At 37.6% G+C, this 23,373-nt stretch carries 26 protein-coding genes; 2 read left to right on the forward strand and 24 right to left on the reverse strand.

Going from position 1 to position 23,373, the window contains the following annotated elements; all coding sequences use genetic code 11:
- Window positions 1-102: 102 nt before the first annotated feature.
- Genes EPJ89_RS01135 through trmB form a run of 8 tightly spaced genes read right to left on the reverse strand, consistent with a single transcriptional unit; the run spans window position 103 to window position 6,786 of the window.
- The gene (locus tag EPJ89_RS01135) at window positions 103-1,098 is read right to left on the reverse strand and encodes a LacI family DNA-binding transcriptional regulator (RefSeq protein WP_125164673.1); all 996 of its coding nucleotides are present in this window, start codon (window positions 1,096-1,098) and stop codon (window positions 103-105) included.
- Window positions 1,095-1,976: a hypothetical protein gene (locus tag EPJ89_RS01140; RefSeq protein ID WP_200548820.1), complete on the reverse strand. Its 882-nt coding sequence runs from the start codon at window positions 1,974-1,976 to the stop codon at window positions 1,095-1,097. Before EPJ89_RS01140 ends, EPJ89_RS01135 begins: the two co-directional genes overlap by 4 nt.
- Window positions 1,969-2,385: a hypothetical protein gene (locus tag EPJ89_RS01145; protein WP_200548821.1), complete on the reverse strand. Its 417-nt coding sequence runs from the start codon at window positions 2,383-2,385 to the stop codon at window positions 1,969-1,971. Before EPJ89_RS01145 ends, EPJ89_RS01140 begins: the two co-directional genes overlap by 8 nt.
- A 45-nt stretch (window positions 2,386-2,430) precedes the next feature.
- Window positions 2,431-3,756, reverse strand: a complete 1,326-nt coding sequence (murC, locus tag EPJ89_RS01150; protein WP_125164676.1) for a UDP-N-acetylmuramate--L-alanine ligase — start codon at window positions 3,754-3,756, stop codon at window positions 2,431-2,433.
- Window positions 3,740-4,375: a hypothetical protein gene (locus EPJ89_RS01155; RefSeq protein WP_200548822.1), complete on the reverse strand. Its 636-nt coding sequence runs from the start codon at window positions 4,373-4,375 to the stop codon at window positions 3,740-3,742. Before EPJ89_RS01155 ends, murC begins: the two co-directional genes overlap by 17 nt.
- 23 nt (window positions 4,376-4,398) lie before the next feature.
- Window positions 4,399-5,103 (reverse strand): hypothetical protein, encoded by a 705-nt coding sequence (locus tag EPJ89_RS01160; protein ID WP_125164678.1) that lies wholly within the window; start codon window positions 5,101-5,103, stop codon window positions 4,399-4,401.
- Window positions 5,090-6,154, reverse strand: coding sequence for a M42 family metallopeptidase (locus EPJ89_RS01165; protein ID WP_200548823.1), 1,065 nt, complete (start codon window positions 6,152-6,154; stop codon window positions 5,090-5,092). The genes EPJ89_RS01160 and EPJ89_RS01165 overlap by 14 nt, the downstream gene beginning before the upstream one ends.
- Window positions 6,154-6,786 (reverse strand): tRNA (guanosine(46)-N7)-methyltransferase TrmB, encoded by a 633-nt coding sequence (gene trmB / locus EPJ89_RS01170; protein WP_161636628.1) that lies wholly within the window; start codon window positions 6,784-6,786, stop codon window positions 6,154-6,156. Before trmB ends, EPJ89_RS01165 begins: the two co-directional genes overlap by 1 nt.
- A gap of 98 nt (window positions 6,787-6,884) precedes the next feature.
- On the opposite strand from trmB, the gene EPJ89_RS01175 reads away from it, so the two are divergent.
- Window positions 6,885-7,952 (forward strand): tRNA(Met) cytidine acetate ligase, encoded by a 1,068-nt coding sequence (locus EPJ89_RS01175; RefSeq protein ID WP_200542710.1) that lies wholly within the window; start codon window positions 6,885-6,887, stop codon window positions 7,950-7,952.
- Here the strand turns inward: EPJ89_RS01175 and metK are convergent.
- From metK to rdgB, 7 genes are all read right to left on the reverse strand, one after another.
- Complete coding sequence (gene metK, locus EPJ89_RS01180) at window positions 7,942-9,036, reverse strand: methionine adenosyltransferase (protein WP_125164682.1); 1,095 nt, start codon at window positions 9,034-9,036, stop codon at window positions 7,942-7,944. The genes EPJ89_RS01175 and metK overlap by 11 nt on opposite strands.
- A gap of 268 nt (window positions 9,037-9,304) precedes the next feature.
- Entirely contained in the window at window positions 9,305-10,183 is an 879-nt protein-coding gene (locus EPJ89_RS01185; protein ID WP_228410300.1) for a YitT family protein, read from the reverse strand.
- 165 nt (window positions 10,184-10,348) lie between these two features.
- Complete coding sequence (locus EPJ89_RS01190; protein WP_125164683.1) at window positions 10,349-10,786, reverse strand: RidA family protein; 438 nt, start codon at window positions 10,784-10,786, stop codon at window positions 10,349-10,351.
- A 12-nt stretch (window positions 10,787-10,798) separates the two neighbouring features.
- Window positions 10,799-10,939: a hypothetical protein gene (locus tag EPJ89_RS01195; RefSeq protein WP_003773197.1), complete on the reverse strand. Its 141-nt coding sequence runs from the start codon at window positions 10,937-10,939 to the stop codon at window positions 10,799-10,801.
- A gap of 78 nt (window positions 10,940-11,017) precedes the next feature.
- On the reverse strand, window positions 11,018-11,536 hold the full coding sequence (locus tag EPJ89_RS01200; protein ID WP_200548824.1) for a tRNA (cytidine(34)-2'-O)-methyltransferase: 519 nt from the start codon (window positions 11,534-11,536) through the stop codon (window positions 11,018-11,020).
- Entirely contained in the window at window positions 11,487-12,206 is a 720-nt protein-coding gene (locus tag EPJ89_RS01205; protein ID WP_161636630.1) for a TIGR01906 family membrane protein, read from the reverse strand. The genes EPJ89_RS01200 and EPJ89_RS01205 overlap by 50 nt, the downstream gene beginning before the upstream one ends.
- 2 nt (window positions 12,207-12,208) lie before the next feature.
- Window positions 12,209-12,787 carry an RdgB/HAM1 family non-canonical purine NTP pyrophosphatase gene (rdgB, locus tag EPJ89_RS01210; RefSeq protein ID WP_161636631.1) on the reverse strand — a complete coding sequence of 193 codons (579 nt, stop codon included), beginning with the start codon at window positions 12,785-12,787 and terminating at the stop codon, window positions 12,209-12,211.
- A 51-nt stretch (window positions 12,788-12,838) separates the two neighbouring features.
- On the opposite strand from rdgB, the gene EPJ89_RS01215 reads away from it, so the two are divergent.
- Window positions 12,839-13,678: a phosphotransferase gene (locus EPJ89_RS01215; protein WP_200548825.1), complete on the forward strand. Its 840-nt coding sequence runs from the start codon at window positions 12,839-12,841 to the stop codon at window positions 13,676-13,678.
- A gap of 46 nt (window positions 13,679-13,724) precedes the next feature.
- Here EPJ89_RS01215 and EPJ89_RS01220 read toward each other — a convergent pair whose 3' ends face one another.
- The 9 genes from EPJ89_RS01220 to EPJ89_RS01260 form a co-directional block, all read right to left on the reverse strand.
- Window positions 13,725-14,168, reverse strand: a complete 444-nt coding sequence (locus EPJ89_RS01220; RefSeq protein WP_161636633.1) for a MarR family winged helix-turn-helix transcriptional regulator — start codon at window positions 14,166-14,168, stop codon at window positions 13,725-13,727.
- 6 nt (window positions 14,169-14,174) lie between these two features.
- Window positions 14,175-14,534, reverse strand: a complete 360-nt coding sequence (rplT, locus tag EPJ89_RS01225; protein WP_200548826.1) for a 50S ribosomal protein L20 — start codon at window positions 14,532-14,534, stop codon at window positions 14,175-14,177.
- A gap of 16 nt (window positions 14,535-14,550) precedes the next feature.
- Window positions 14,551-14,745: a 50S ribosomal protein L35 gene (gene rpmI / locus EPJ89_RS01230; RefSeq protein WP_125164690.1), complete on the reverse strand. Its 195-nt coding sequence runs from the start codon at window positions 14,743-14,745 to the stop codon at window positions 14,551-14,553.
- Window positions 14,746-14,766: 21 nt separating this feature from the next.
- Window positions 14,767-15,357 (reverse strand): translation initiation factor IF-3, encoded by a 591-nt coding sequence (gene infC, locus EPJ89_RS01235; protein ID WP_202605987.1) that lies wholly within the window; start codon window positions 15,355-15,357, stop codon window positions 14,767-14,769.
- A 291-nt stretch (window positions 15,358-15,648) separates the two neighbouring features.
- A complete protein-coding gene (gene aspS, locus EPJ89_RS01240) occupies window positions 15,649-17,400 on the reverse strand; it encodes an aspartate--tRNA ligase (protein WP_200548827.1) in 1,752 nt (583 codons plus the stop codon).
- The gene (hisS, locus tag EPJ89_RS01245; protein WP_161636635.1) at window positions 17,400-18,680 is read right to left on the reverse strand and encodes a histidine--tRNA ligase; all 1,281 of its coding nucleotides are present in this window, start codon (window positions 18,678-18,680) and stop codon (window positions 17,400-17,402) included. The genes aspS and hisS overlap by 1 nt, the downstream gene beginning before the upstream one ends.
- A 251-nt stretch (window positions 18,681-18,931) precedes the next feature.
- Window positions 18,932-21,130: a RelA/SpoT family protein gene (locus EPJ89_RS01250; protein WP_161636636.1), complete on the reverse strand. Its 2,199-nt coding sequence runs from the start codon at window positions 21,128-21,130 to the stop codon at window positions 18,932-18,934.
- A 44-nt stretch (window positions 21,131-21,174) separates the two neighbouring features.
- Complete coding sequence (locus tag EPJ89_RS01255; RefSeq protein ID WP_003773173.1) at window positions 21,175-21,687, reverse strand: adenine phosphoribosyltransferase; 513 nt, start codon at window positions 21,685-21,687, stop codon at window positions 21,175-21,177.
- A 30-nt stretch (window positions 21,688-21,717) separates the two neighbouring features.
- On the reverse strand, window positions 21,718-23,349 hold the full coding sequence (locus EPJ89_RS01260; protein ID WP_200548828.1) for an Ig-like domain-containing protein: 1,632 nt from the start codon (window positions 23,347-23,349) through the stop codon (window positions 21,718-21,720).
- Window positions 23,350-23,373 lie beyond the last annotated feature (24 nt).

The following is a 23,373-nucleotide window of genomic DNA, read 5'->3' on the forward strand; positions in this document are numbered from 1 at the left end:
GTTCCCGGAAAACGCTTACACTACTATGGTATTTTGAATCGAAGTTCTGAACAAGTCACAAATCATATGTTTTTGGGTATAAAAAAAAGACCTTAGGGTCTTTTAGTTTTTGGTTGATTGACGTGGTGTGTAAAGATAACTGAGTTCGATTTCTTTATCTTCAACCTCATCTTCATTGAGCATCTTGGTAAGAACACGCATTGCCACGGCACCAAGATCATACGATGGAATTGCGAAACTTGATAAACGAGGACGCACCATTGAGTTGTATTTCGTATCAATTAAGCATACAATTTCTAAATCTTCAGGAATATTCATATTACGCTCATGCGCTGCATTCATTGCGGAGATCGCTTGAGAATCACGGTTTGCAATTAAGAAATTGTAATCCATGGATTCAATATGGTCTAAGAAATAGTCATAGGAACGTCGATATTCTACAGGAATTTCAATATATCCGTCATCATCGATGCCTAATTCTTTATATGCACGTTGTACCCCAGAAACCATTTGGTTTGTAGTAAAATCATTTTTACGGTCTTGAATTACCGCAACACGATTTTTAGGATCCATTTGCATCTTTTGCATTGTCAGTTCATAAACTGCCTTTTCAATATCAACATAAACAGATGAAATTTGTTTATCAGACATTTTATTTCCAATAATTACGATTGGGAATTGATATTTATTCAATTCAGCCAATTCATTTTCCATAAGTTTATCATTATAGATAATTACACCATCCACACGAGATTTAATGATATCATCAATAACATCTTTAATATCCACAATACCTTCGGTCATTGTGTGAAGCATAATATTATATTTATAAATTTTTGCGACATCAATCAAACCATTGATGATTTGACCGGTATAGCCAAAACTTGCTTCAGGTACGAGTAACGCAATCGTCGTAGTTTTTTGTAAAGCAAGGCCTTGGGCAATAGCATTTGGTTTGTATCCTAATTTATCAATTGCAGTTTCTACTTTAACACGTGTCTCTTCACGAACAATTTCGAGACCATTGATTACACGTGATACAGTAGCGAGTGATACCCCTGCTTCTTTCGCTACATCATAAATCGTTACACGTTTCATACTTCTTCATCCTCTTTTACTTCATCTAATTTTTTATCGAGTTCACGAACTTGTTTTTCTGCCGCTTCCACAATATTTGAAGATTCAATCATGGATTCAGCATCTTTAGATACTTGATCCAGTTCTTCTTCTAACGTATCCAGGAAACTAAATGCGTTTTCTTCAAATTCTTGAGCTTTTGTTTCAACGGTTTCTTCAACAAAATCAGCAACTTTTTCTGCACCATCTTGAACTTTAACTTTAACGGTTTCAGCGCCTGCATGAACTTCTTTTGAGACTTTTTCAGCCTTAGCCTTTAATTCTTGTTCAGATAACCAATCCGTAACGTTTTTTGTGGTATCTTTGACAATTTGAGCGCCAGCATCAACAGCCTCTTTTGTTTTTTCTTTTACAATATCAGTGCTTTTAACAACACTTGGATGTTTTGAAAGATCATCCAATCCTTTTTGCATTTTCTTTAAACCCGATAGTGCCCCTACTTTTAAGCGGTCAAACGTTTCAGATTCTTCAACTTTTTGAAATGTAGTCTTTGCGGATTCAAAAAATCCCGACGCAAGATTACCAAGATCATCAAAGAATTCATTACGTTCTGGAGCTGCACGAAGCACTTCTAATGCGGAATCCACAATATCTTTATTCTTAACAAGTAAATGTTCTGTGCGTTCTTGAATAAGTTGACTATCCTTAAAGCTTGCAATAATTTCCAATGAACGGACATTCATATCATTAATGGTATTTAATGTTTTATCTCTAAACGTTAAAAGACGTTCTTGACCATTTTTAGTGGCAATAATTTCATTACTTTCACTATAAAAGTTATATACAACATCATCAATTTGATAAACAAGTTCATTTAAAATTTCATCATATTTACTCATAAATTCCAAAATCCTCCTCTTTTTCATCTCCAGATTTTTGAACATCCGAATTCTCTGGGTTTCGGCCATTTCGACGTTTATCGAAGAAATCTTTTGTCCAATTTACAATGGTATCCGAATGCTTGGCCCCATAACTTGCGACCGAGCTGACAGCACTAACGGCTGATTGATTGACTAAATCCACTGTATTTGTGACATTATTTAATGTATTTAAAGGTGCTTGAAGTTGATCCACTGAACTTTGTGTCGAGTCAATAACACCGTTTACACGGTCAATTGTTTTCGGCAAATCCCTCACAACAACATAAACACGATACAAAATCATTGCCAATATAATTAAACAAACAACACCCACAATTGGTGCAATTAAGATTGATACTTCACGTAAATTCTGAATTAATGCATCCATTCTATCACCTCTCTAATGTCATTATAACTGTATATGAAAAAGTTTTCAATCGTTGAAACGTATTTTCAATGCATCTTTTAAATCATAAATATCTTTGGAACTCATAAACACATAAACTGCTGGTCCAAAGGATTCAAGCAGGTCCAAATCTTGATCATTTAAATCAACAACATGACTGCCTTCTATGCGATCTTGAAGGTATGTAATATCAATATCAATTCCTTCTTCCGCATCATCGATACTTGTGAATGGACATAAACACACCTCATCCGCAAGGCTTAGCGCTTCCGCAAACTCATCTGCGAAATAATACACACGTCCTACACGATGTGGTTTAAAAATACCAACAATTTTACGATCCGGATAACGTGTTCGTGCTGCTTCAAGTGTTACACGAACTTCAGTTGGGTGATGCGCATAGTCGTCAATATAGACATTCTCTTTACCCGTTTCGATGACAAATCGGCGTTTCGCACCGGTAAAGGTTTGAAGACCTGCTTCAATATCGCTGGGTTCAATGCCTTCATAAAGCCCCACTGCAATCACTGCAAGTGCATCCAAAATCATATGATCGCCTACAATTGGAAGGGTAAATCGGTGAACATGCTTACCATCCACCTCAACATTAAAAATGCTGTGAGTGGTTGTTTTCTCAAGTTCGGTTGCACGAATTTTATTGCCTTCACCAAAACCATAAGACCACGTTTCCACATCGAATGTTAGGTCTTGGTAATGTGGATCATCACCCCAGACAATGATTAACGATTCCACATTCTGAGCAAACTCCTTAAACGCTGATAAATAATCATCAACCGATTTAAAATAGTCCACATGATCAATCTCGAAATTTGTCATAATCGCAATCTTAGGTTTATAGGCTAAGAAATGACGACGAAACTCACATGCTTCTACCGCAAAGTATTCATCATCACGCTGCAAATCTCCGCGTCCATCACCGATAAGATATCCAGTTTCTTTGGAATAACTCAACATATCACGTAAAAGTGTCGTTGTCGTTGTTTTACCATGGGATCCACTTACCGCAATGGTACGATAAGAATCCATAATCTTACCCAGATATTCATGATAACGATACGTCTCCACAGTTGGATTGGCTTTCGCAGCTTGAACCTCTTCATGATCATCTAAAAAGGCATTACCAATAATAACGACTGTATTATCTTTAATATTGTCTTTACTGAATGGAACGATTGGGATGTTTAACGCTCTGAGTGCATCCTCTGTAAAGAAATGACGATCAATATCAGACCCCATCACTTCATATCCCATTTTGTAACAGATACGTGCTAATGCTGCCATACCTGTCCCTTTAATACCAATAAAATAAATTGGTTTATTCTTCATGCTCATCAATTCCTTCTAAATAATCATACAGAGAAACTTGAACGGTTTCTCCTTTTCCTTCATTTGAAATAATATCATCAACACGTAAATCCATAAGGGATTCATCAATTTTACGTGTTTCTGCTTTTGACTCTTCTTGAACTTTTCCATACATTGGACTAATAACTTCCGCAACAGGCACATGCTTTGATGGATACTTCTTTTTGGGAATATCCAATGGCTCTGAAGGTTGTGAAGGGCCTCCGTACATAGGACTGATAATATCTTTTCGTTGGTATTCAAATTTTTTGACTTCCAATTCGGATGTGCGTGCTACTTTAGCGCGCTCCATCTTACGTTTTGCAAGGTCATCATCAGCCGTAATCATGCGTGATTTACGGTTTAACTCACTGGCTGTATTCGCTACCTCGTCAGGAGTCATATCAGTAATAGGCTTTTCACGTATAACAGTTTCTGTTATATCAACATGTTCTGTTACGATTTTGGGCTTTTCTACAATTTTCTTTTCTTTGGGAAGAATTGGTTTCAACTCAGGAATTTCCACTTCACCAACATGATCAGAAATTTCTTCTTCAATAACAATTTCTTCTTCTTTAAATAAAACTGATGCTAAACGACGAAACATGATATTACCTCTACCTTTCTATCCTACTCCGTTTTTGGAGCTGTCTTATCAATTATATCCGAGATTGCTCCAGATTCTGGTATCGCATGCTCAAAGAATTCTTCATATCGCTCATGATATGTAATAATATCTTTCTTTGAGAAATCTTGGACTACTAAATCTTCATTTACGGTAATGCTTCGCATTGTCGTAAACATTGATTGCACAATCATATCCATATTGGCATCATTCACAATTGCCATCATATCAACTTGACCATTCTCTAAGACCACAGCTTTGTTTTTTTCGAGATCAACGATGCTAAAGATAAAATGTTGTTCCTTATCTGAACCGTCTACATAAGTCCCCGTTGTCCGGTAGGACACCGCTTCTTCTTTGATTAAGGAGGAAAATTGAATTTTAGAATCTTCTTTTTGATCGCCTTTTTCTTTTCCCTCAGTATTTTCTGAAATTTCGGTATATCGTTTCGCTACAATATTCGCAACATCCAAATCAAGCATGATGGGTTTACGATCAATTTCATAAAGCGTTGAAATCTGTGTTGATTGTTTAATCCCCACATCAGGCAATAAATAATAACGATAGTATTTTTTATTATGATTTGTCGCCTCAGGCATTGGTCGACTTAATGCACTCTTAACAAGGTCATCATAATTTACCGCTGCTGGTGTACAACCACTTACAAGAAGTAACAGTACCAATGCAGTCATTAACTTACGCAATGACATCACCCCATGTCTTCTTATCAATAAAGTGTAATAACGCTTCACGCGCCGCTAAATAATCATCCGTATCCAAAATTGAACTGGATGTATGAATATTACGTGCACATAAGCAACATGTTAACGTTTTAACCCCTGAATTTGATTTGTGTACAGCCCCTGCATCCGTCCCACCTGGTGAAAAGTAATATTGGTGCTTAATATCATGTTCTTTACAAATATCCACAAATTTATAGATCAAATCTTTTGTCGCAATCATATTACCATCCATTACACGAACCAAGACACCACCACCCAGTTTCCCGATAGCTTTTGAATCTAAAGCATCATTTGCAGGCGAGCAATCAAGAATAATGGCAAGGTCGGGTTTCACAAGGTTTGCGACCGTCTGTGCACCACGCAACCCAACTTCTTCTTGAACACTACATCCAACATAGAGGTCATAATCGAATTCTTGGTCTTTTAATGCTTCAAGTAAATCCAAGCCCATTACACATCCATAACGATTATCAAATGCCTTGGACAAAAGACGTTTCCCTTTGTTTAAGACATTGAATTCACCATCAACCACAACCATATCACCAACTTGAATACCCATCGCATGTATTTCTTCAGGTGTTGTAGCCCCAACATCCACAGTCATTTGAGGAATTTGAATTGGTTTTAAACGATCCTCAGCTGAAAGCATATGAGGCGGTGTAGCACCAATCGCACCATTATAAACCTCACCATGACGTGTTGTCACGCGTACACGATGACCTAAAAGCACTTGACTAAACCAACCGCCAACAGGATGAATCTTTAATACACCGGTCTCAGTAACTTCTCGAACTAAAAATCCAACCTCATCCATATGACCTAAAACCAAGACTTTAGGTGCATTTTTTTTCTTACTTCGACGTACCGCAAGAATACTTCCTAAGTTGTCACGGAGAATTTCATCCGTATAGTTTGAATATTCGTTAAATAAATATTGAGCTACTTGATGTTCATGACCACTCACTCCATCAAGTTGTGTTAAGGTCTCAAACCAATTTAATTGTTTTTCATTCAACATTATTTTTTCCTCCAAATCGCTCTAAAAATCGGTTGTCCCATTTCGTGGAACTTACGTTCATATTCAGTAAATGGATCTTCATGTTCATGACTTCTAAAATCAACATCCACCTCCACAAGTTCAAACTTATGTTGGCCAACACTCACAAGTGAATAGTTAAAAAGACCCACATTGTCTGTTTTCATCCAAATCTCGCCGTTTTCCGATAAGACTGAATAATATTCATCCAATTTATCCTTATACGTCAAACGACGTTTTGTATGACGCTTCTTCGGCCATGGATCACTAAAGTTTAAATGAACCACATCCACTTCACCGGGCGCAAACATATCATTCAGATTCTCGGCGTCACCATAAATAAACTTCTTATGATCTCCAGGATTGTTTTCTAATTTTTTCAATGCAATCGAAGAAGCCGTAAAATCACGCTCCATCGCAACAATACCACGATCTGGATAAAGGGCCGATAACTGATGCCAGTAATCGCCTTTCCCCGAACCAATCTCTAAATGAAGCAATTCACTACCGAGTGCTTCCTTCCAATTTCCTTTAATTGTTTCAAATTCTGTTACTGTGTAGTCTGCAAAAGTTTCAAAGACTTCTGAGCTCCACTCTTTTTTACGTAATCTCATGCAATCATCCTCATTTTAATATGTACATTGTACCATGCTTCAAGACTTCTTACCTCGTTTTTTACATTATTTTCATGAATATGTGATAAAATACAAATATGAAAAAGAAACTCACTGCAACGGGGATTATAGTTGAGTATAATCCCTTACATAATGGTCATGTTTACCATATTAAAAAGACACGCGAAATCACGAATAGTGATGTTTTAATTGCGGTTATGTCTCCCAATTTTGTGCAACGTGGTGAACCGGCATATTTGGATAAGTGGGTTCGTACCGAAGCCGCACTGGATGCAGGCGTTGATCTCGTTTTAGAGTTACCCACACTTTATACACTTCAAAGTGCTGATGTTTTTGCGTCAAAAGCGGTTGAAATCTTAAATCATGTACAAATTCAATCACTCGTATTCGGTTCAGAAACAAATATTTTACCAGCAGAACCACAGTTTGATAAACGTTTGCTTGAACAAGGTCACTCCTTTGCACATGCCGCAAACACATCAAACCACCAAGCCAATGATATTTTAGGGGTTTACTATGTACAAGCATGTCAAAAGTATGGCATTACACCTCTTACCATTCAGCGTACCAACACCTACCATGATCTTTCAATCACCGCTAATATCGCAAGTGCCTCAGCAATCCGAAAGGCCCATCACGAAGGCACATCGGTAAGCCATACAACACCCTTAAATCTTAATGCCTTAACCACCTATCGACTCGAAGAATATGAACCATACATACGTTATTTGCTTTCGGTACAATCATCAGAGACACTCAGTCAAAATTCACTCGTATCGGAAGGCATTCAAAATCTATTTATCAAACATCGACACTTACCCCTATCCGATTTAATTGATACATGCACCTCAAAACGTTATACACGATCACGGATCCAACGAACCTTGATGAATATCCTTTTAAATTATTCCAAGGATCTTGAACGTCCCTTAAAACAAGTGCGGGTCTTAGGGATGAATTCACGTGGTAAAGCTTACTTACGTCAATTATCCGATGAAGAGATTCCCTACACAACCCAGTTTAAACATTATCAGTTCAAAGATCTTGAACTGCGTGCCACCGAAGTCTACACCTTACCCAAAGATATAGCGACACAAAAAAGACTTCTTAAACAAGAAGTCTCCGAAATAATTATTAAAACTTAAGGGGTTTAATGACTTCCCATGGGAACCCATCGCGACCAAAATGACCGAAATTAGCGGTATTACGATAGATTGGACGTAATAAATCAAGTTCCGAAATAATATTGCCGACTTTAAAATCAAAGTTGGCTTTTATTATGTCCAAAATCTCTGATTCAGGACGTTTATGCGTTCCAAATGTATCAATATGAATCGATAAAGGATCAGATAAACCAATGGCATAACTTAATTGCAATTCAATTTTATCACAAAGCCCTGCCGCAACCACACTCTTAGCGACATAACGTGAGAAGTAAGCGGCTGAGCGATCCACTTTGGATGGATCTTTTGAACTAAAGCAGCCACCACCGATACGGCCAAACCCACCATAGCTATCCACGACAATCTTACGACCTGTCGTACCACTATCACTAAAAGGACCCGCAATACTAAATTCACCACTTGGATTCACAATAAAACGTGTTTCTTCAGTAATCCATTTTGAATCAATAACAGGTTTGATTACAGACTCCATAATGGTGTTCTCGATGGTTTCGTGATCAATGCCTGCACGATGAGATGCACTCACTAAAACAGTATGCACAAACTTCGGTTCATTCCCTTCATATGCCACTGTAACTTGTGTTTTTCCATCCGGATAAAGCCAATCAATTTCTGATTTCGCATCACTTAAACGTTTTGATAAAGCATGTGCCAAATGAATCGGAAGGGGCATATAGTTTTCGGTTTCATTACATGCAAATCCAAACATAATTCCTTGGTCTCCGGCTCCCACATTTTCTTGGGAAACAACCGCGTTATTAATTTGAGATGACTGTTTATTAACCTTTACCATGACTTCATAATCTTCAGGATAACCAATATCTGCAATGACATCTTTCGCAACCTGTGCATAATCAATCACTGCTTTTGTATTCGCCTCCCCATAAATTAAAACAAAATTATCTTTAATGGTCGCTTCTACTGCCATTTTAGAATTGGAATCTTGTTTTAATGCTTGATCTAAAATTGCATCGGCAATTTGATCACACATCTTGTCCGGATGACCATCCGTAACACTCTCTGATGTAAAATATACTAAATTCATACTAGCCTCTTTTCTAACGACATAAAAAAAAGTCCTAGCAACAACACTAAGGCTCAGAAATACATCTATAGCTTCTTATCGTTGTTAGCTGTACCACCTTGCACTAGCAGGTTGGTATGAGGTTAATGAGCTAACTCTCTACCTCAACTCTTGATAATCGTGCCTATATCTTAAACTAATTGATCCCAAAATGCAATGAAAATCATGCATTTTATCGGTACTTATGCAAGACCCATCAACAAATATAAAAAGGAATAAGCATAAATGCCTATTCCAGAGGTTTCTGACGATAATTTCCTTCAATACGTTCTACAGATGAAATCTCAATAAACGCCTTTGGATCTGTATGCGTAATCGCATCAATGATGCATGCAAGTTCAAACTGATTCACAACAATATAAAGAACTGCTTTGTATTTTTGTTTAAACATCCCAATACCATCAATTTTGGTAATCCCATGACGTGTAACAGCCATTACCGCCTCCGATACTTCCGTAGGGATATCGGTAATAATGTGTAAACTCGACAACTTATAGCGATCATGATAATGATCAATAACCTGTGTCGATACAAATTGATAAATAATTGAATACAACGCAAGCATCCAACCATAAACAAAGCCTGAATAAATCAGTAACGTAATATTGAAATACATAATCTTATCCCACATTGGCTTATTTTTAACCATGGAATAATAGATTGCGACAAAATCCGTACCCCCTGCAGAACCACCTACTTTTAAGGCAAATGACGATCCAACCCCATTCATGACCCCTCCAAAAATTGCCAGGAGGATCAATTGATCGTTCGGATCGACATTTGGCAAAACGGAAACTGTAGGTAATAATTCAACAAATAACGACACCAATCCTACGTGTAAAAAAGATAATGCAAGGAAACGACGACCGAGTTTTTTCCATACAAACATCAACACAATAGCATTAATGAGGAAGAACATAATTCCATAAGACAATTCTATTCCAAATAATCGACTGCTCTCTTTCAGTAATAAGATTGTTAATCCACCAGCTCCAGCGGGAATTAAATTCCCGGGACGAACAAAGGTCTTAATTGCCAGCGCTGAAAACAACGCACCAACAACAATTCCAACGATATGTTTGGGTTTAATTAACCTTAAATTTTCCATATTTATCATAACTGTACTTTGAGTACATCCCTTCTTAACTCTAAATTGATAATACCACATTTTTATAAAAACCCAATCAATCAATCCCTATTTTTGAAAATCCATGATAAAAACTATGTGAATACACGCACAATCGCAAGCAGATATAAAAAAAGAGGTTGTCGTCTAATCACAACAACATCCCTCACATCCTTCATCTTCATCTTCTTCAAATTCCAAATCATCACGCGCTATTGCTACACAATCAATCGAAATCTTGGCATTTTTAGGCAAACGTGAGACTTCAACACAGCTTCGCGCTGGATAAGGATATGAAAAGTAAATTGCATACATTTGGTTCATCTTATCAAAATCTTCAAAATCGGTAAGATAAACGGTCGTTTTCACGACATCACTTAAACTTAAACCGCTGGCTTCCAAAATATGTTCCATGTTTTCAATTGTTTGAATTGTTTGTTTCACAATATCTTCCGCAACAACATTCGCTTCCGCATCAATGGGTAACTGACCTGAAACATAAAGCGTCTGATCAATCAGTAATCCCATTGAATACGGACCTACAGATTTCGGACCGGATTCGGGACGGATTTGTTTTCGAACCATGATGTATGCCTCCTACAATAAATCGCGATAGTACTCGTCGATTTCTTCATCTTTCTTAAAGCGTTTATTTAATTTGAAGTAACCCACAATCGCACCAACGACGATAATTAGAAGGCTTCCTAAACTCAAAAACCCATTTAAATCTTCAATCATCTTTGTCACCTCATTTCTTATATTATAGTTTAATGGTTTTTTGAATTCAACGAATCCGCACCATGCATGTTTTGTTCTTTATTCATTAAAATCTTTTAAAAAGTCTTTTCCTTTTAATACCTCATGCGTCGCTAATTTTGGGTATCCGACTTGACGTAATACCTCAAATACACAAATCGCTACTGTATTTGAAAGATTCATACTGCGCGCATTGGGAGCCATGGGAATTCGAAAACAATGGTCATAGTTTTCTTTTAGAATTGATTTAGGAATCCCCGTACTCTCCTTTCCAAAAACAAGATAAATATCTGTTTCTTCAAGAGCCGCATAGTCAAAGTCGCTGTGAGTATATTCGCCATAACGAGTAAGATAAAACACGGGACCGTTCACTGTCTCTAAAAAACTTTCCCAATCCATATGACGTGTTAAGACTAAGTCATCCGAGTAATCCATTACACTTCGCTTAACGCGTTTCTCATCTAAGATAAACCCGAGTGGTTCAATTAGATGAAGTGCAGCACCGCTTGCTACACATGTTCTCATAATATTACCGGTGTTCTGAGGAATCTCCGGTTCGTAAAGCACGACGTGAATCATATTTAACCTTCCAATCTAAGCCAAAATAGGCACCGCCCATAAGGGCAAACAGCGCTGCCGTGGCAGCAAGAATCTGATAAACAAGCCCCATAAAAAAAGGTTCGGGAACCAAAAGTATTAATCGGTCCACTCGAGGATTTAAAAGCCATAAATCATTACTAAAGACAATATTGTGGAAAGTAAGCCAGAACGTATCAAAATCCAAAATCGCAATCATTCCTATCGTTCCCAAAATCATCAATAAAATCATTAATGATGAGCCGAGGACATCACGATTAAGAACGAGATCAAGATAATCACCTGAACCCAAACTTACCACTATCATCATTGCCACAAAAATCATCCCTAAATTACGAAACAACATCGCTTTTTGATATAAAACCTTTACATCTTTCATATGCTCTTGTTCACGTTCATTAAACATAGGAACCGTTTCTCCGTTAATGACAACCGTCTGGGACAAGCTCGGTTCGCGATCTTTTAGATAATTTAACAGTTGCACCGTAACATCTTCCAATTCAGTTTCAGTAATTCCAATTTTTTGTGCTGTTTGATCACGTTTATAAAATGTTTCATACATCCTTCTGTTAAAAGACAACAAATCAATTGCTGTAATCATCATACAAATAACAAAAATCATCACAGCGAATCCGTAACATTTTCGCTTCATGATTACCCCCTTAAATAATTCAAGAGTAATTGAACTGCACGACCACGATGCGATATGTTGTTCTTATCAGCGCGTGACATTGTACCAAACGATTGATCTGAGCCTTCCGGATAGAAAATCGGATCATAACCAAATCCTGTACCATCATTTTGAATCGCACCGATGACCCCCTCAACAACACCTTCAAAAATCTCATCACATTCAGGGCCATACAAGGATATCGCACAATGAAAATGAGCACTGCGATTTTCTACACCTTCAAGACGTTTTAGTATTTCATTATTTTTTAATTCATAAGATGTATCCTCACCCATAAAACGTGCTGATTTCACACCAAGAATATCAGGCAGCGCATCAATCACTAAGCCTGAGTCATCTGAAATTACTGTTAGGCCCGTTTGTTCAGATAAATATTTTGATTTAAGACGGGCATTGCCTCGAAATGTTTCCTGATTTTCAATTACAGCATCCATTGAAATGCCATAATCCTTTGCACTGAGTACAGAATAGCCTAAAGGTTCTAAAAGTTCGCGAAACTCTCGAATCTTTCCTTCATTATGGCTTGCAATTAATAGTTCCATAGAATACCTCCAAGTCTTATGAAATTATAACACTTATGCTATAATTACACTATGAAAATTCAAAAAACCATTGTACAGATTTTAAATGAAGCACCCCTTCAGATAGAACACATCGAGACTGGGCTTACGAATGATAACTACCACGTAAAAACCAAACACTATGATGTGGTTTTAAGAATGCCAAAACCCGAAAACCAAGGCTTGTTTGACTATCACCATGAAGCGTCTGTTCTTAATCTTTTAAAAAAGACTGAACTGGAACCGCATTTGTGGTATTTCGATCCCAAAACAGGAATTAAATGTGCCGATTATGTTCATGGCGCACAAGCTTTCTCGATTGAATATCTTGAACGTGCCGCAAAGCTTATGGCTTCACTCCATAAACGTCATCTTAAGTCTGCAAAAATCTTCAGTATCAAAGCGCATTTTGAACTATACTGTAGCCGTATTCAAAATCCCTATTATCATCTAGATTTTGTTGAGAATCTAATGGATCAAGCAGACCACTATACTCATGATGATCCGATTTTATGTCACAATGATCTCGTTCCTGGTAATTTTTTATTTACAGCTACGCACGATTATCTTATTGATTATGAGTATGCTATGGATAACGATCCCTGTTCAGATGTGATGTCCTTTATCACAGAAAATGACATTATCGATCACGAGACCCGAAATCGCTTTTATATAGCCTACTTTGGTTCTTTACCCGATGCAGCACTACAACATAAGCTTGATGTCTTTGAAGTCGCTCATAACGCGTTATGGTGCGCTTGGGGGCAAATGATGTTTGAGTCTCATCAGCAACCCATCTATCAAGAAATTGCTGATTTAAAGTATCAGCGGCTCTGTGAAGCATATCAAAAAACAGCACACGCCAACGTTTAAAAGGTGTGTGTTGTTTTTATTGATAATAAAAAAGATCCCGAAGGATCTAATTAATTTCATATAACTCTTTAAAGAATTCATTAATTTCCGCAATGGAATCGATGAGTTCTTCTTTATCTTGTAGATGAAGTAGCAGTCGGTCAGACATCGCTTCATGAAATTGATTATGAATTTCCATAACTGCTTCACCTTTATCCGTCAAACGGAGTCGATAAACACGTCGGTCGTTCTCATCTTGTTCACGAAGAACATAGCCTTTCTGACTTAATCGATTGATTGTTGTTGTTAAAGTGCCTTGTGTTATTCGAAGCGCCTCCGCAACATCCCGCATCATTTTCGATTTGCTTTTTTGAATGCTTTCAAGTGCATGAATTTCCGTCATAGATAATCGAACACCATGAACACGATGATATCGTTCTTCTAATATTAAAATTTGATTAAAAATATCCACCAATAATTCATTAATTACTTTACCAGCATCATCTCTCATGATTTATTATTTTTCTAAAGCTTTTTGAGCTTTTCCTACTAAAGTTGTAAATCCTTTAGGATCATGGATAGCAATTTCTGATAACATTTTACGGTTAATTTCAATGTTTGCTAAACGTAGACCATGCATTAATTGGCTGTAGCTAATGTCATTGAGACGAGCAGCAGCATTAATACGTGTGATCCAAAGTTTACGCATTTCGCGTTTTAATTGTTTACGGTCACGGTAAGCATAACGTTGTGAACGCATAACTTGTTCATTAGCTGTACGGTAAAGTACATGTTTTGAACCATAGTAACCTTTCGCTAATTTTAATGTTCTTTTACGGCGTGCACGTGACGCTACTGAATTTGTTGATCTTGGCATACTAATTCATCCTTCCTTAATCTTGTAACAAATGCTTGATGCGTTTGTAATCGCTCTTAGAAACTAATGTAGCTTTACGTAGTTGGCGATTTTGTTTGTTTGTCTTATGTCTAGCAAAGTGAGAAACATAAGCTTGTTGTCTTTTTAATTGTCCTGTTCCTGTACGTTTAACACGTTTTGCTAAAGTACGTTTTGTTTTCATTTTAGGCATAACTGGCCCTCCTCTTATAAACTATTTCTTTTTATTTGGAGATATTACTACAGACATTGTATTTCCTTCGAGTTTCGGACGTTTTTCAACGGATCCTAAATCTGAACATTCCTCGATGAAACTATCCATTGTCTTTCGTCCAACCTCTAAACGAGTGATAAGACGTCCTCTAAATCTCATGTCAACTTTAACTTTGATTCCTTCTTCTAACCATTTACGAGCATGACGTAACTTTGTATCAAAGTCATGTTGATCAATAACTGGTGATAAGCGAAGTGGTTTAACCTGCGTAACATGTTGATGTTTTTTCGCTTCTTTCGCTTTCTTTTGTAATTCAAAACGATAGCGACCGTAATCCACGATTTTACATACTGGTGGGTTTCCATTAGGCGCAACACAAAGCAAATCAAGATTGTGCTCATAAGCTTTCTCTAACGCTTCGCGACGCATAAGGATACCAAGTTGTTCACCTTGAGGTCCAATAACAAGAACTTCTTTAAAACGAATTGCTTCGTTCACTAAATCCTCGGGTCCTTTTGGCTTTTCATTTCCATATCTTCTACTAATAAAATTCACCTCCTTGTGGTGTAAACAATAAAAAATGTGTCTCATTATAGGAAACACACTCAAAGGTATAAATTAATAGTGACCTAAGCTTATTACCTATGAATGAATCATCAGGTGAGAAGTGTGCTTCTACTTTCTTATTGCTTGGTAAGTATATCACGGTCATATCAACATGTCAATGAAATACTCAATAACAGCTCCGGAAACAAAGTCCACAAAGCGTGAATTATTAGCCAACATATTATACATTTATTTTACGATTCTGCCTATACTTATTTTAAATATAATTTTTGAAAAGCCGACAACGAAGAAACGCACCCAGTGGGTGCGTTTCGTTTATTCAGAATCTTTCTTTTTATGAACAATCTCTAAGTGTAGCTCTTCAAGTTGTTTATCAACGGCAGGGGATGGCGCATTGGTTAATGGACAACGTGCTGATGCATTTTTAGGGAACGCAATAACATCACGAATTGTATCCGAATGTGTTAACGCCATCGCAAAGCGATCCAATCCAAACGCAATACCACCATGTGGTGGTGTACCGTATTTAAAGGCATCTACAAAGAAACCAAAACGTTTTTGAATTTGTTCTGGCGTAAAGCCAATAATTTCAAACATTTGTTCTTGTAATTCTTGACGGTAGATTCGCATCGATCCACCTGCAATTTCAAATCCGTTTAATACAAGGTCATAAGCCTGCGCAATAACTTTAAGGGGTTCAGTTTCTAAGAGTGCTTCATCCGCTTCTCGTGGTGCTGTAAATGGATGGTGACGGGCAATAATAACGTCCTCATCCATTTCAAACATTGGGAAATCCACAACCCAGCAATATGCAAATGCATCTTCAGGAATTAACTGATAATCTTTAGCAAGTTGAAGTCTAAGTGCCCCAATTGCCGTACATGTGTTTTCCCACATACCACTTCCAATAAAGACAACATCACCGACTTCTAAATCATATTCTTGAATCATTTGAAGGCGTTCTTGTTCATCGATAAATTTAGCCGCACCACCGATGAAACCTTCTTCTTCAACTTTCAAGACGACAAGACCTTTTAATCCGTTTTTCTTTACAAGATCTGTGTACTTATCCATGACTTTACGGGTCATCGATTCAGCCTGTCCCTTAAGGACAAGACCTTTCAAGACACCACCCTCTTTAAGGGTATCACTGAACACTTTAAACTCACTCAGCATAAAAATTCGATTAAAATCTTGAAGATACATTTCAAAACGCATGTCAGGCTTATCGGAACCATAAACATTCAATGCATCTTCAAAGCGAATTTGAGGAATACGTGGTTTTTCGAGGTTTAATACATTGACCATCACGTTATTCACAATTTCTTCAATAAGACTCATAAATTGTTGTTGATCCAAAAAGGATGCTTCAATATCGACTTGGGTGAAGTCTAACTGACGGTCAGCACGCAAGTCTTCATCACGGAAACAACGTGCGACTTGGTAATAACGCTCAAGGCCACCAATCATGAGTAATTGTTTAAATATTTGCGGTGATTGCGCAAGGGCATAAAATTCCCCTTCATGAACACGGGAAGGCACAAGATATTCACGAGCGCCTTCTGGTGTTGATTTGGTAAGCATTGGCGTTTCAACATCAATAAATCCCATCTCATCAAGGGTACGACGCATCTCCGTGACAATACGTGCACGGGTAATTAATTTATTTTGCATCACAGGACGACGCAAATCAAGATAACGATACTTTAAACGTGTTTCCTCCAATGCATCGGTTTCATCCGCAATAATCATTGGTGTTTGTGCTGCTTTATTAATAATTTTAACGTCAGTTACATCGATTTCAATATCCCCTGTAGCCATCTTAGGATTTTTGTCCTGACGCTCACGAACCGTTCCACGAACCGCGATGACAAATTCATTCTTTAATTCTTGAACAATTGGATATTCATCATGATTCACAACTAATTGAACCAAGCCACTTCGGTCTCTTAAATCAATAAAATTAATGGACCCAAAGTTACGACGTTTCGCAACCCAACCAACAAGTTCCACATGTTCCCCAACATGTTCAATTCTTAACATTCCATTATGATGTGTTCTTTCCATTATTTAGCTCCAATCCATTTTCTAACTTGTTCCACAACATCGGTCTGTGCAACACGACATTGTTCTTGTGTTTCAATATTTTTTAAGGTTACTGCATTTTCCGCAACTTCATCACTCCCACAAATCATTGCAATCTTCGCATTAAAGCGATCTACTTGTTTAAATTGTGCTTTCATGGATTTGTTGTAGTAATCCATATCCGCATCATAACCTGCTTCACGTAATGTTTCGACCATCTTAAACATTGATGCATTTGCTTCACTTCCCAAAGGCATCCCAAAGACGTCAATGCGATCTTCTGTATCAAATTCAACGCCTGCTAAATCTGCATACAGGAGTAAACGTTCTAATCCCATCGCAAATCCAATCGCATCCACAGAAGGTCCACCGAAGTATTCGACGAGTTTACTATAACGGCCACCTGCAAAAATTGTTGATTGCGATGCAGCTTTAGGATCTGTAGAAATGAGTTCATAAACCGTGTGATGGTAATAATCCAAACCACGAACCAAACGAGAATCAATTTCATATTCGATTTGTTGTTCATCAAGTGTACGTTTTAAAGCTTCAAAGTAATCGCGTGAAGCATCGTTTAGATAGTCATGATTACATGGAGCCGTCTTCATGGCTTCATGGTCTTGATCTACTTTACAATCCAACATTCTTAATGGATTTTGCTCGTAGCGACGTTGACAATCCGCGCACATTGTATCTAAATGGCCACTGAAATGATCACGCAATGCTTTTTTATATGCATCTTGTGACGCTTGATCACCCAATGTGTTTACAACAAGTTTAAACTGAGTAATTCCAACTTCTTTTAATATATTAATTCCAACGAGCATGGATTCAATATCGATATATGGATTTGCTTCCCCTAAAAATTCAACACCAAATTGGTGAAAAATTCGCAAGCGTCCTGCTTGGGGTCTTTCATAGCGGAAATTTGGTGCAATATAAAAGTAACGTTGCAGCGCCCCACCAGTTGCATACAGTTTGTGTTCAACAAAACTTCGAACTAAGCCCGCAGTTCCTTCCGGTTTTAGTGTAAGCGATCGGTGACCACGATCTTCAAACGTATACATTTCTTTATTCACAACATCACTACCATCATTGCCTCGCGCAAATACATGCGTATGTTCAAAGATTGGCGTGCGCATTTCAGTGATATGGTAACGATCACACATATCTCGAGCAATGCGTTCAATATATTGCCACTTTTTAGCCTCTGCTCCAAAAACATCTTGTGTACCGCGAGGTGCGCGATAATTTTCTGACATAATTCTACCTCCTATAGTATATAAAAAGGTGCTACCAAGGACGCTATTCGCGTGGTACCACCTTTGTTGTTTACTTAATCTCTTAACGCGAGTCACGACAATTTCTACTGATTCAAAATTGTATCTCCCATGTGTCCCATTCCTTTATTGATATGCTTTTCACCAACCAGCATTTCTCTACCATCAAACCAGAATTTAATCATGATCATTGAATATGATATTACTTTAACACAATCGAACTCGAGATGCAATTACAATGTGATGCGATCAACACGAATCACACTATCAACTTTTCGCAGATTCGCAATCAATGTTTTCAAGTGATCTGCATCCCGTACAACAGCGCGCATCGTTGTGGTCGCATGAATACGATCCTCGTTGATTTCTGAATTAACAGCATTCAAACGCACTTTAAGCTGTGAAGCAATGGTGATGATATCTGTAAGCAAGAAGTTACGATCCGTTGAGAGAATTTGAAGCACTGCTTCATACTCCCCTTGTTCATGATTTTCTTCCCACTGCACTTCAATGAGACGGGCTGTTTCATGGGCAATGTTTGGACAATCCTTGCGGTGTACCTTAACACCACTCCCCTTTGTAACATAACCTACAATTTCATCGCCATAGACTGGATTACAACAATTGCTTAAACCAATCATCATTGAATCAATTCCGGAAACACTAACGCCAGATTTACTGGTTGACTTGCTTTGTTGCGTTGCACTGCGAGCAACCACTTTTTCAACTTTACTGTTTTCATCATTGATGTTTTTGTTAAGGTCTAATTTTTCAAAAAGAGCAGGAAAGGATAGTGATTTAGAAGCAATCGCATACATTAAATCGTCAAAAGAATTTACTGAAAACTGACTGTATACATGTTCAAATCGTTTTGAAGCCTTGAGTTCCTTCTCATCGATACCACGACGTTTACATTCTTCTCTAAACATAGACTCGCCTTTATCCACAACTTCTTTGCGGTTATCCATTTGTTGTTTTAGAAGAAAGTTACGAATTTTATTTCGGGCATGCGTTGTTTTGACTACTTTCAGCCAATCTTCACTGGGTGTCGATTGCTTCGATGTCTTAACCTGAACAACATCCCCCGTTTTAAGGGGTGTATTTAAAGGTACTAAGGTTCCGTTGACAATAGCACCAACGGTTTGATGTCCGACTTCGGTATGCACTCGGTACGCAAAATCAATTGGCGTTGCACCATTTGGCAAGCCAATAACGCGACCTTTGGGAGTCATCACATAAACATTAGCCTCAAAAATATCTTTTTGAAGCACATTCATATAGTCTTGTGCATTTTCATCCACACCTTCGGTAAGGATATTAATATCTCTAAACCATGAAAGGCGATCTTCAATTTCTTTTTGATTTGCTTCTTGATTGGTGTTGCCTTCTTTATATCGCCAATGCGCTGCAACCCCACGCTCCGCAATTTCATCCATTTGTTTCGTTCGAATTTGAACTTCAAAAATAGCGCCCTCATCACCAACGATTGTGGTATGAAGGGATTGATACATATTCATTTTCGGCATTGCTATATAATCTTTCAAACGCCCTGGAATCGGGCGATAATTCGCGTGAATATGACCCAGAATTTCATAACAATTTAATTCGGTTTCGGTAATAATTCGGATTGCAAGTAAATCTAAAATTTCATCAAAACGTTTATGTTTGGTCGTCATTTTTTTATAAATCGAATAGAGATGTTTAGAACGCCCAAAAATATTAAAACGAATATTATTCTCGAGCAATAGCTCGGCAATATCTTCAATCATGCGTGTGACCTGTGCATCGCGTTCTGCTTTACGATCATCCACGAGTCTTGCAATCTCATAATATTTATCACGGTGAAGATAACTGAAACTTAAATCCTCGAGTTCATTTTTAATTTCACCAAGACCCAATCGATGGGCAATCGGAGCATAGACATCTAAGGTTTCTGCCGCAATCTTTTTTTGTTTTTCTGGAGTATGATATTGGAGCGTTCGCATATTATGGAGACGGTCTACAAGTTTAATAAAAATAACCCGGACATCTTTTGCCATCGCAATAAAGATTTTACGATGATTTGCCGCAAGATACTCCTTCTCATCTTTAAATTCAATATTTCCTATTTTGGTAACACTTTCCACCAGTGTTGCGATTTCTTCATTAAATTCTTCTGCAAGTTCTTCTTTACTTACATCACAATCTTCAATTACGTCATGCAACAATCCTGCAGAAATGGTGGTTGGAGACATGCCTAAATTTGAAAGGATATAACCCACGTGCAAAATATGAACAATATACGGTTCACCACTTTTACGATATTGACCTGAATGCTTCGCTTCCGCAAACTTATATGCATGCGTAATTAATTCAATGTTTTCAGGTGATGTAATATATTTTGACGTCTCTTCGAGTATCATATCAAAACTAATATCTTGAAATTGTCTCATCGGCTACCTCCAAATTTGTGAAAAGAACGAAGGGATCTTCGTTCTTAGTATTGCATAATTGTAAAGACTTCATAGCCTTCAAGTTTGTCGCGACCATTTAAATCTTCAAGTTCAATAAGAAATCCACATCCTACAACTTCAGCACCCAATTCTTCAATAAGTGCTACCGACGCTTCAACCGTTCCACCAGTAGCAAGTAAGTCATCGATGATGAGCACTTTTTGTCCTGGTTTTACACCGTCTTTATGGATATGAAGTTCATTGGAACCATATTCAAGATCGTATTTGTAACTTACCGTTTCACGAGGTAATTTACCCGGTTTACGAACAGGAACAAACCCAATATTCATTGCATAAGCAACTGGACACCCAAAGATAAACCCTCGGGACTCCGGTCCTACAATAACATCTGCACCGACTTTACGGGCAAAACCTTCAAAGAGGCGCGTTGCTTCCGCAAAAGCTTCACCATCGGCCATTAAAGGGGTAATATCTCGAAACTTGATGCCTTCTTTAGGGAAATCATCAATTGTTGCAATATAGTTTTTTAAATCCATAACATCCTCCAAAGTACATTATTTATTATATCATAGTTTCTTCTTTTTCTTGTACTTATTAAAATAGAAAAAACCACTTCCTCCAATTATTGTTAGGACAATAATGAGTAACGAGATAATGATAAAATGATCATCGGTTTTCGCAAGCTTATTGAATGTAATCACATAGTCATTATTGGTTACCGAAAATTTAAGTCGATCTTCATTGGATACAGAGACTTCTTGATTGGTAAACTCAAGATCGTTTTTGTTTGTACGTTCATAGATAAAATGCATCTGGGAGAACGTTGACTCAATCAATTTCGCAGACAACTCTACGGTCGTCCCTTCACCAAATTGTGATTGATTCGCAAAAACCAACTCAAAAGCCCGCCCTGATAACTGTTCATACAAGGGTGAACGCTCTGTGATTTGGATGATTTTAAATCGTAAATCCACATCATGTGGATAGGCACCTTGAAAATTATAGATGATTAGAGGTACGTTACGCTTATCAACCAAATGAATGGATAATGTTTTATCCGTTAAGGCGCTCATGACTGCTTCAGAAACAACAAAGGACTCTAGGTTTGCCATATCTTTTTCTAATAACACATCATCCAGAACCAATATCACTTCTGAATGATCACGAGTTTCAATAAACTTCGTTAAGATTTCATCCGGTAATGTAAGCGCGTATTTTTGATTATCTGCCTTACTAAGATTATCTGTAACGAGAACCAATCGATCGCCATCTTCTTTATCAACCTTCAGTTTGATAATATCGGCACCGGATTCTGTTTGCTTTGATTTAACTGTAACCTCAAGTTCAGCATGATGTTCACCAATTGTTGCGGTAACTTTGGTTTTACCAATTTTCTTTGCAACCAAATGATCTCCGATAACTTCCACAATACCATTATCTTCCGAAACATAACTTGCATTGCGTGAAGTCGTTGTATCATAAGGTACAAAAATAAGATCAGGGATTGCGACTTCATCTTCCAAAACAATGGTGAGATTTGAAGGATTAAACTCAATATCACGTAAAGGAATGGTTACGGTAACTTTCACACTGGATGTAATGGTTCCAATCTGCGCAGTTATCGTTGTCGTCCCCGCAGATTTCGCGGTTACCTTGCCATTTACAACATCTGCAACGGCCGTATTCTCAGATGACCAAATAATGCTTTTATCTTTCATGGCGTCATTGCTTAAGGTATATTCAAGTTCATATTCAAATCCACGGTTAATATAAATGTCTTCATTTTTAAAATTGATGGTTCCATCCAAAACATTTACTTTAACACTGATTTCTTTCGTATAAATTTGTTCCCCATCCACTGCAACAATAGTGATGATGGACGATCCCTTTGAAAGCGTTGTAAGCAAGCCTTTTTCCGACACACTTACAATATCTGGATTTTCACTTTTAAAGGATACCGTCGCTTGCTTGCTCAGCCCTTCTAAGGTGTAATCAATTTGCATGCTTGAATTTTCATACAAATCATATTTGGTTTGTTTAATTTTTATTGGATCTTTAACAACTTCCGTATCATCTTGCGATACCGCAACACGATGCGTAGCAGGAGGAATCTTATCCGCAATGGGTTGCTTATTAATTTGTGGATTTGGCCCAATACCACTCAGAAGTAATACTGTGGCTAAAAATGTTTTAAACATAACATGCCTCCTCATCAATATTTC

The sequence above is a fragment of the Erysipelothrix sp. strain 2 (EsS2-6-Brazil) genome (assembly GCF_016617625.1).
GTDB classification, from domain to species: domain Bacteria; phylum Bacillota_I; class Bacilli_A; order Erysipelotrichales; family Erysipelotrichaceae; genus Erysipelothrix; species Erysipelothrix piscisicarius.

Bases quoted from the DNA above. Each gene is read 5' to 3' on its own strand.
- EPJ89_RS01135 (WP_125164673.1), bottom strand. From the start codon at position 1,098: ATGAAACGTGTAACGATTTATGATGTAGCGAAAGAAGCAGGGGTATCA.
- EPJ89_RS01140 (WP_200548820.1), bottom strand. From the start codon at position 1,976: ATGAGTAAATATGATGAAATTTTAAATGAACTTGTTTATCAAATTGAT.
- EPJ89_RS01145 (WP_200548821.1), bottom strand. From the start codon at position 2,385: ATGGATGCATTAATTCAGAATTTACGTGAAGTATCAATCTTAATTGCA.
- murC (WP_125164676.1), bottom strand. From the start codon at position 3,756: ATGAGCATGAAGAATAAACCAATTTATTTTATTGGTATTAAAGGGACA.
- EPJ89_RS01155 (WP_200548822.1), bottom strand. From the start codon at position 4,375: ATGTTTCGTCGTTTAGCATCAGTTTTATTTAAAGAAGAAGAAATTGTT.
- EPJ89_RS01160 (WP_125164678.1), bottom strand. From the start codon at position 5,103: ATGTCATTGCGTAAGTTAATGACTGCATTGGTACTGTTACTTCTTGTA.
- EPJ89_RS01165 (WP_200548823.1), bottom strand. From the start codon at position 6,154: ATGTTGAATGAAAAACAATTAAATTGGTTTGAGACCTTAACACAACTT.
- trmB (WP_161636628.1), bottom strand. From the start codon at position 6,786: ATGAGATTACGTAAAAAAGAGTGGAGCTCAGAAGTCTTTGAAACTTTT.
- EPJ89_RS01175 (WP_200542710.1), top strand. From the start codon at position 6,885: ATGAAAAAGAAACTCACTGCAACGGGGATTATAGTTGAGTATAATCCC.
- metK (WP_125164682.1), bottom strand. From the start codon at position 9,036: ATGAATTTAGTATATTTTACATCAGAGAGTGTTACGGATGGTCATCCG.
- EPJ89_RS01185 (WP_228410300.1), bottom strand. From the start codon at position 10,183: ATGGAAAATTTAAGGTTAATTAAACCCAAACATATCGTTGGAATTGTT.
- EPJ89_RS01190 (WP_125164683.1), bottom strand. From the start codon at position 10,786: ATGGTTCGAAAACAAATCCGTCCCGAATCCGGTCCGAAATCTGTAGGT.
- EPJ89_RS01195 (WP_003773197.1), bottom strand. From the start codon at position 10,939: ATGATTGAAGATTTAAATGGGTTTTTGAGTTTAGGAAGCCTTCTAATT.
- EPJ89_RS01200 (WP_200548824.1), bottom strand. From the start codon at position 11,536: ATGATTCACGTCGTGCTTTACGAACCGGAGATTCCTCAGAACACCGGT.
- EPJ89_RS01205 (WP_161636630.1), bottom strand. From the start codon at position 12,206: ATGAAGCGAAAATGTTACGGATTCGCTGTGATGATTTTTGTTATTTGT.
- rdgB (WP_161636631.1), bottom strand. From the start codon at position 12,787: ATGGAACTATTAATTGCAAGCCATAATGAAGGAAAGATTCGAGAGTTT.
- EPJ89_RS01215 (WP_200548825.1), top strand. From the start codon at position 12,839: ATGAAAATTCAAAAAACCATTGTACAGATTTTAAATGAAGCACCCCTT.
- EPJ89_RS01220 (WP_161636633.1), bottom strand. From the start codon at position 14,168: ATGAGAGATGATGCTGGTAAAGTAATTAATGAATTATTGGTGGATATT.
- rplT (WP_200548826.1), bottom strand. From the start codon at position 14,534: ATGCCAAGATCAACAAATTCAGTAGCGTCACGTGCACGCCGTAAAAGA.
- rpmI (WP_125164690.1), bottom strand. From the start codon at position 14,745: ATGCCTAAAATGAAAACAAAACGTACTTTAGCAAAACGTGTTAAACGT.
- infC (WP_202605987.1), bottom strand. From the start codon at position 15,357: ATGAGACACATTTTTTATTGTTTACACCACAAGGAGGTGAATTTTATT.
- aspS (WP_200548827.1), bottom strand. From the start codon at position 17,400: ATGGAAAGAACACATCATAATGGAATGTTAAGAATTGAACATGTTGGG.
- hisS (WP_161636635.1), bottom strand. From the start codon at position 18,680: ATGTCAGAAAATTATCGCGCACCTCGCGGTACACAAGATGTTTTTGGA.
- EPJ89_RS01250 (WP_161636636.1), bottom strand. From the start codon at position 21,130: ATGAGACAATTTCAAGATATTAGTTTTGATATGATACTCGAAGAGACG.
- EPJ89_RS01255 (WP_003773173.1), bottom strand. From the start codon at position 21,687: ATGGATTTAAAAAACTATATTGCAACAATTGATGATTTCCCTAAAGAA.
- EPJ89_RS01260 (WP_200548828.1), bottom strand. From the start codon at position 23,349: ATGTTTAAAACATTTTTAGCCACAGTATTACTTCTGAGTGGTATTGGG.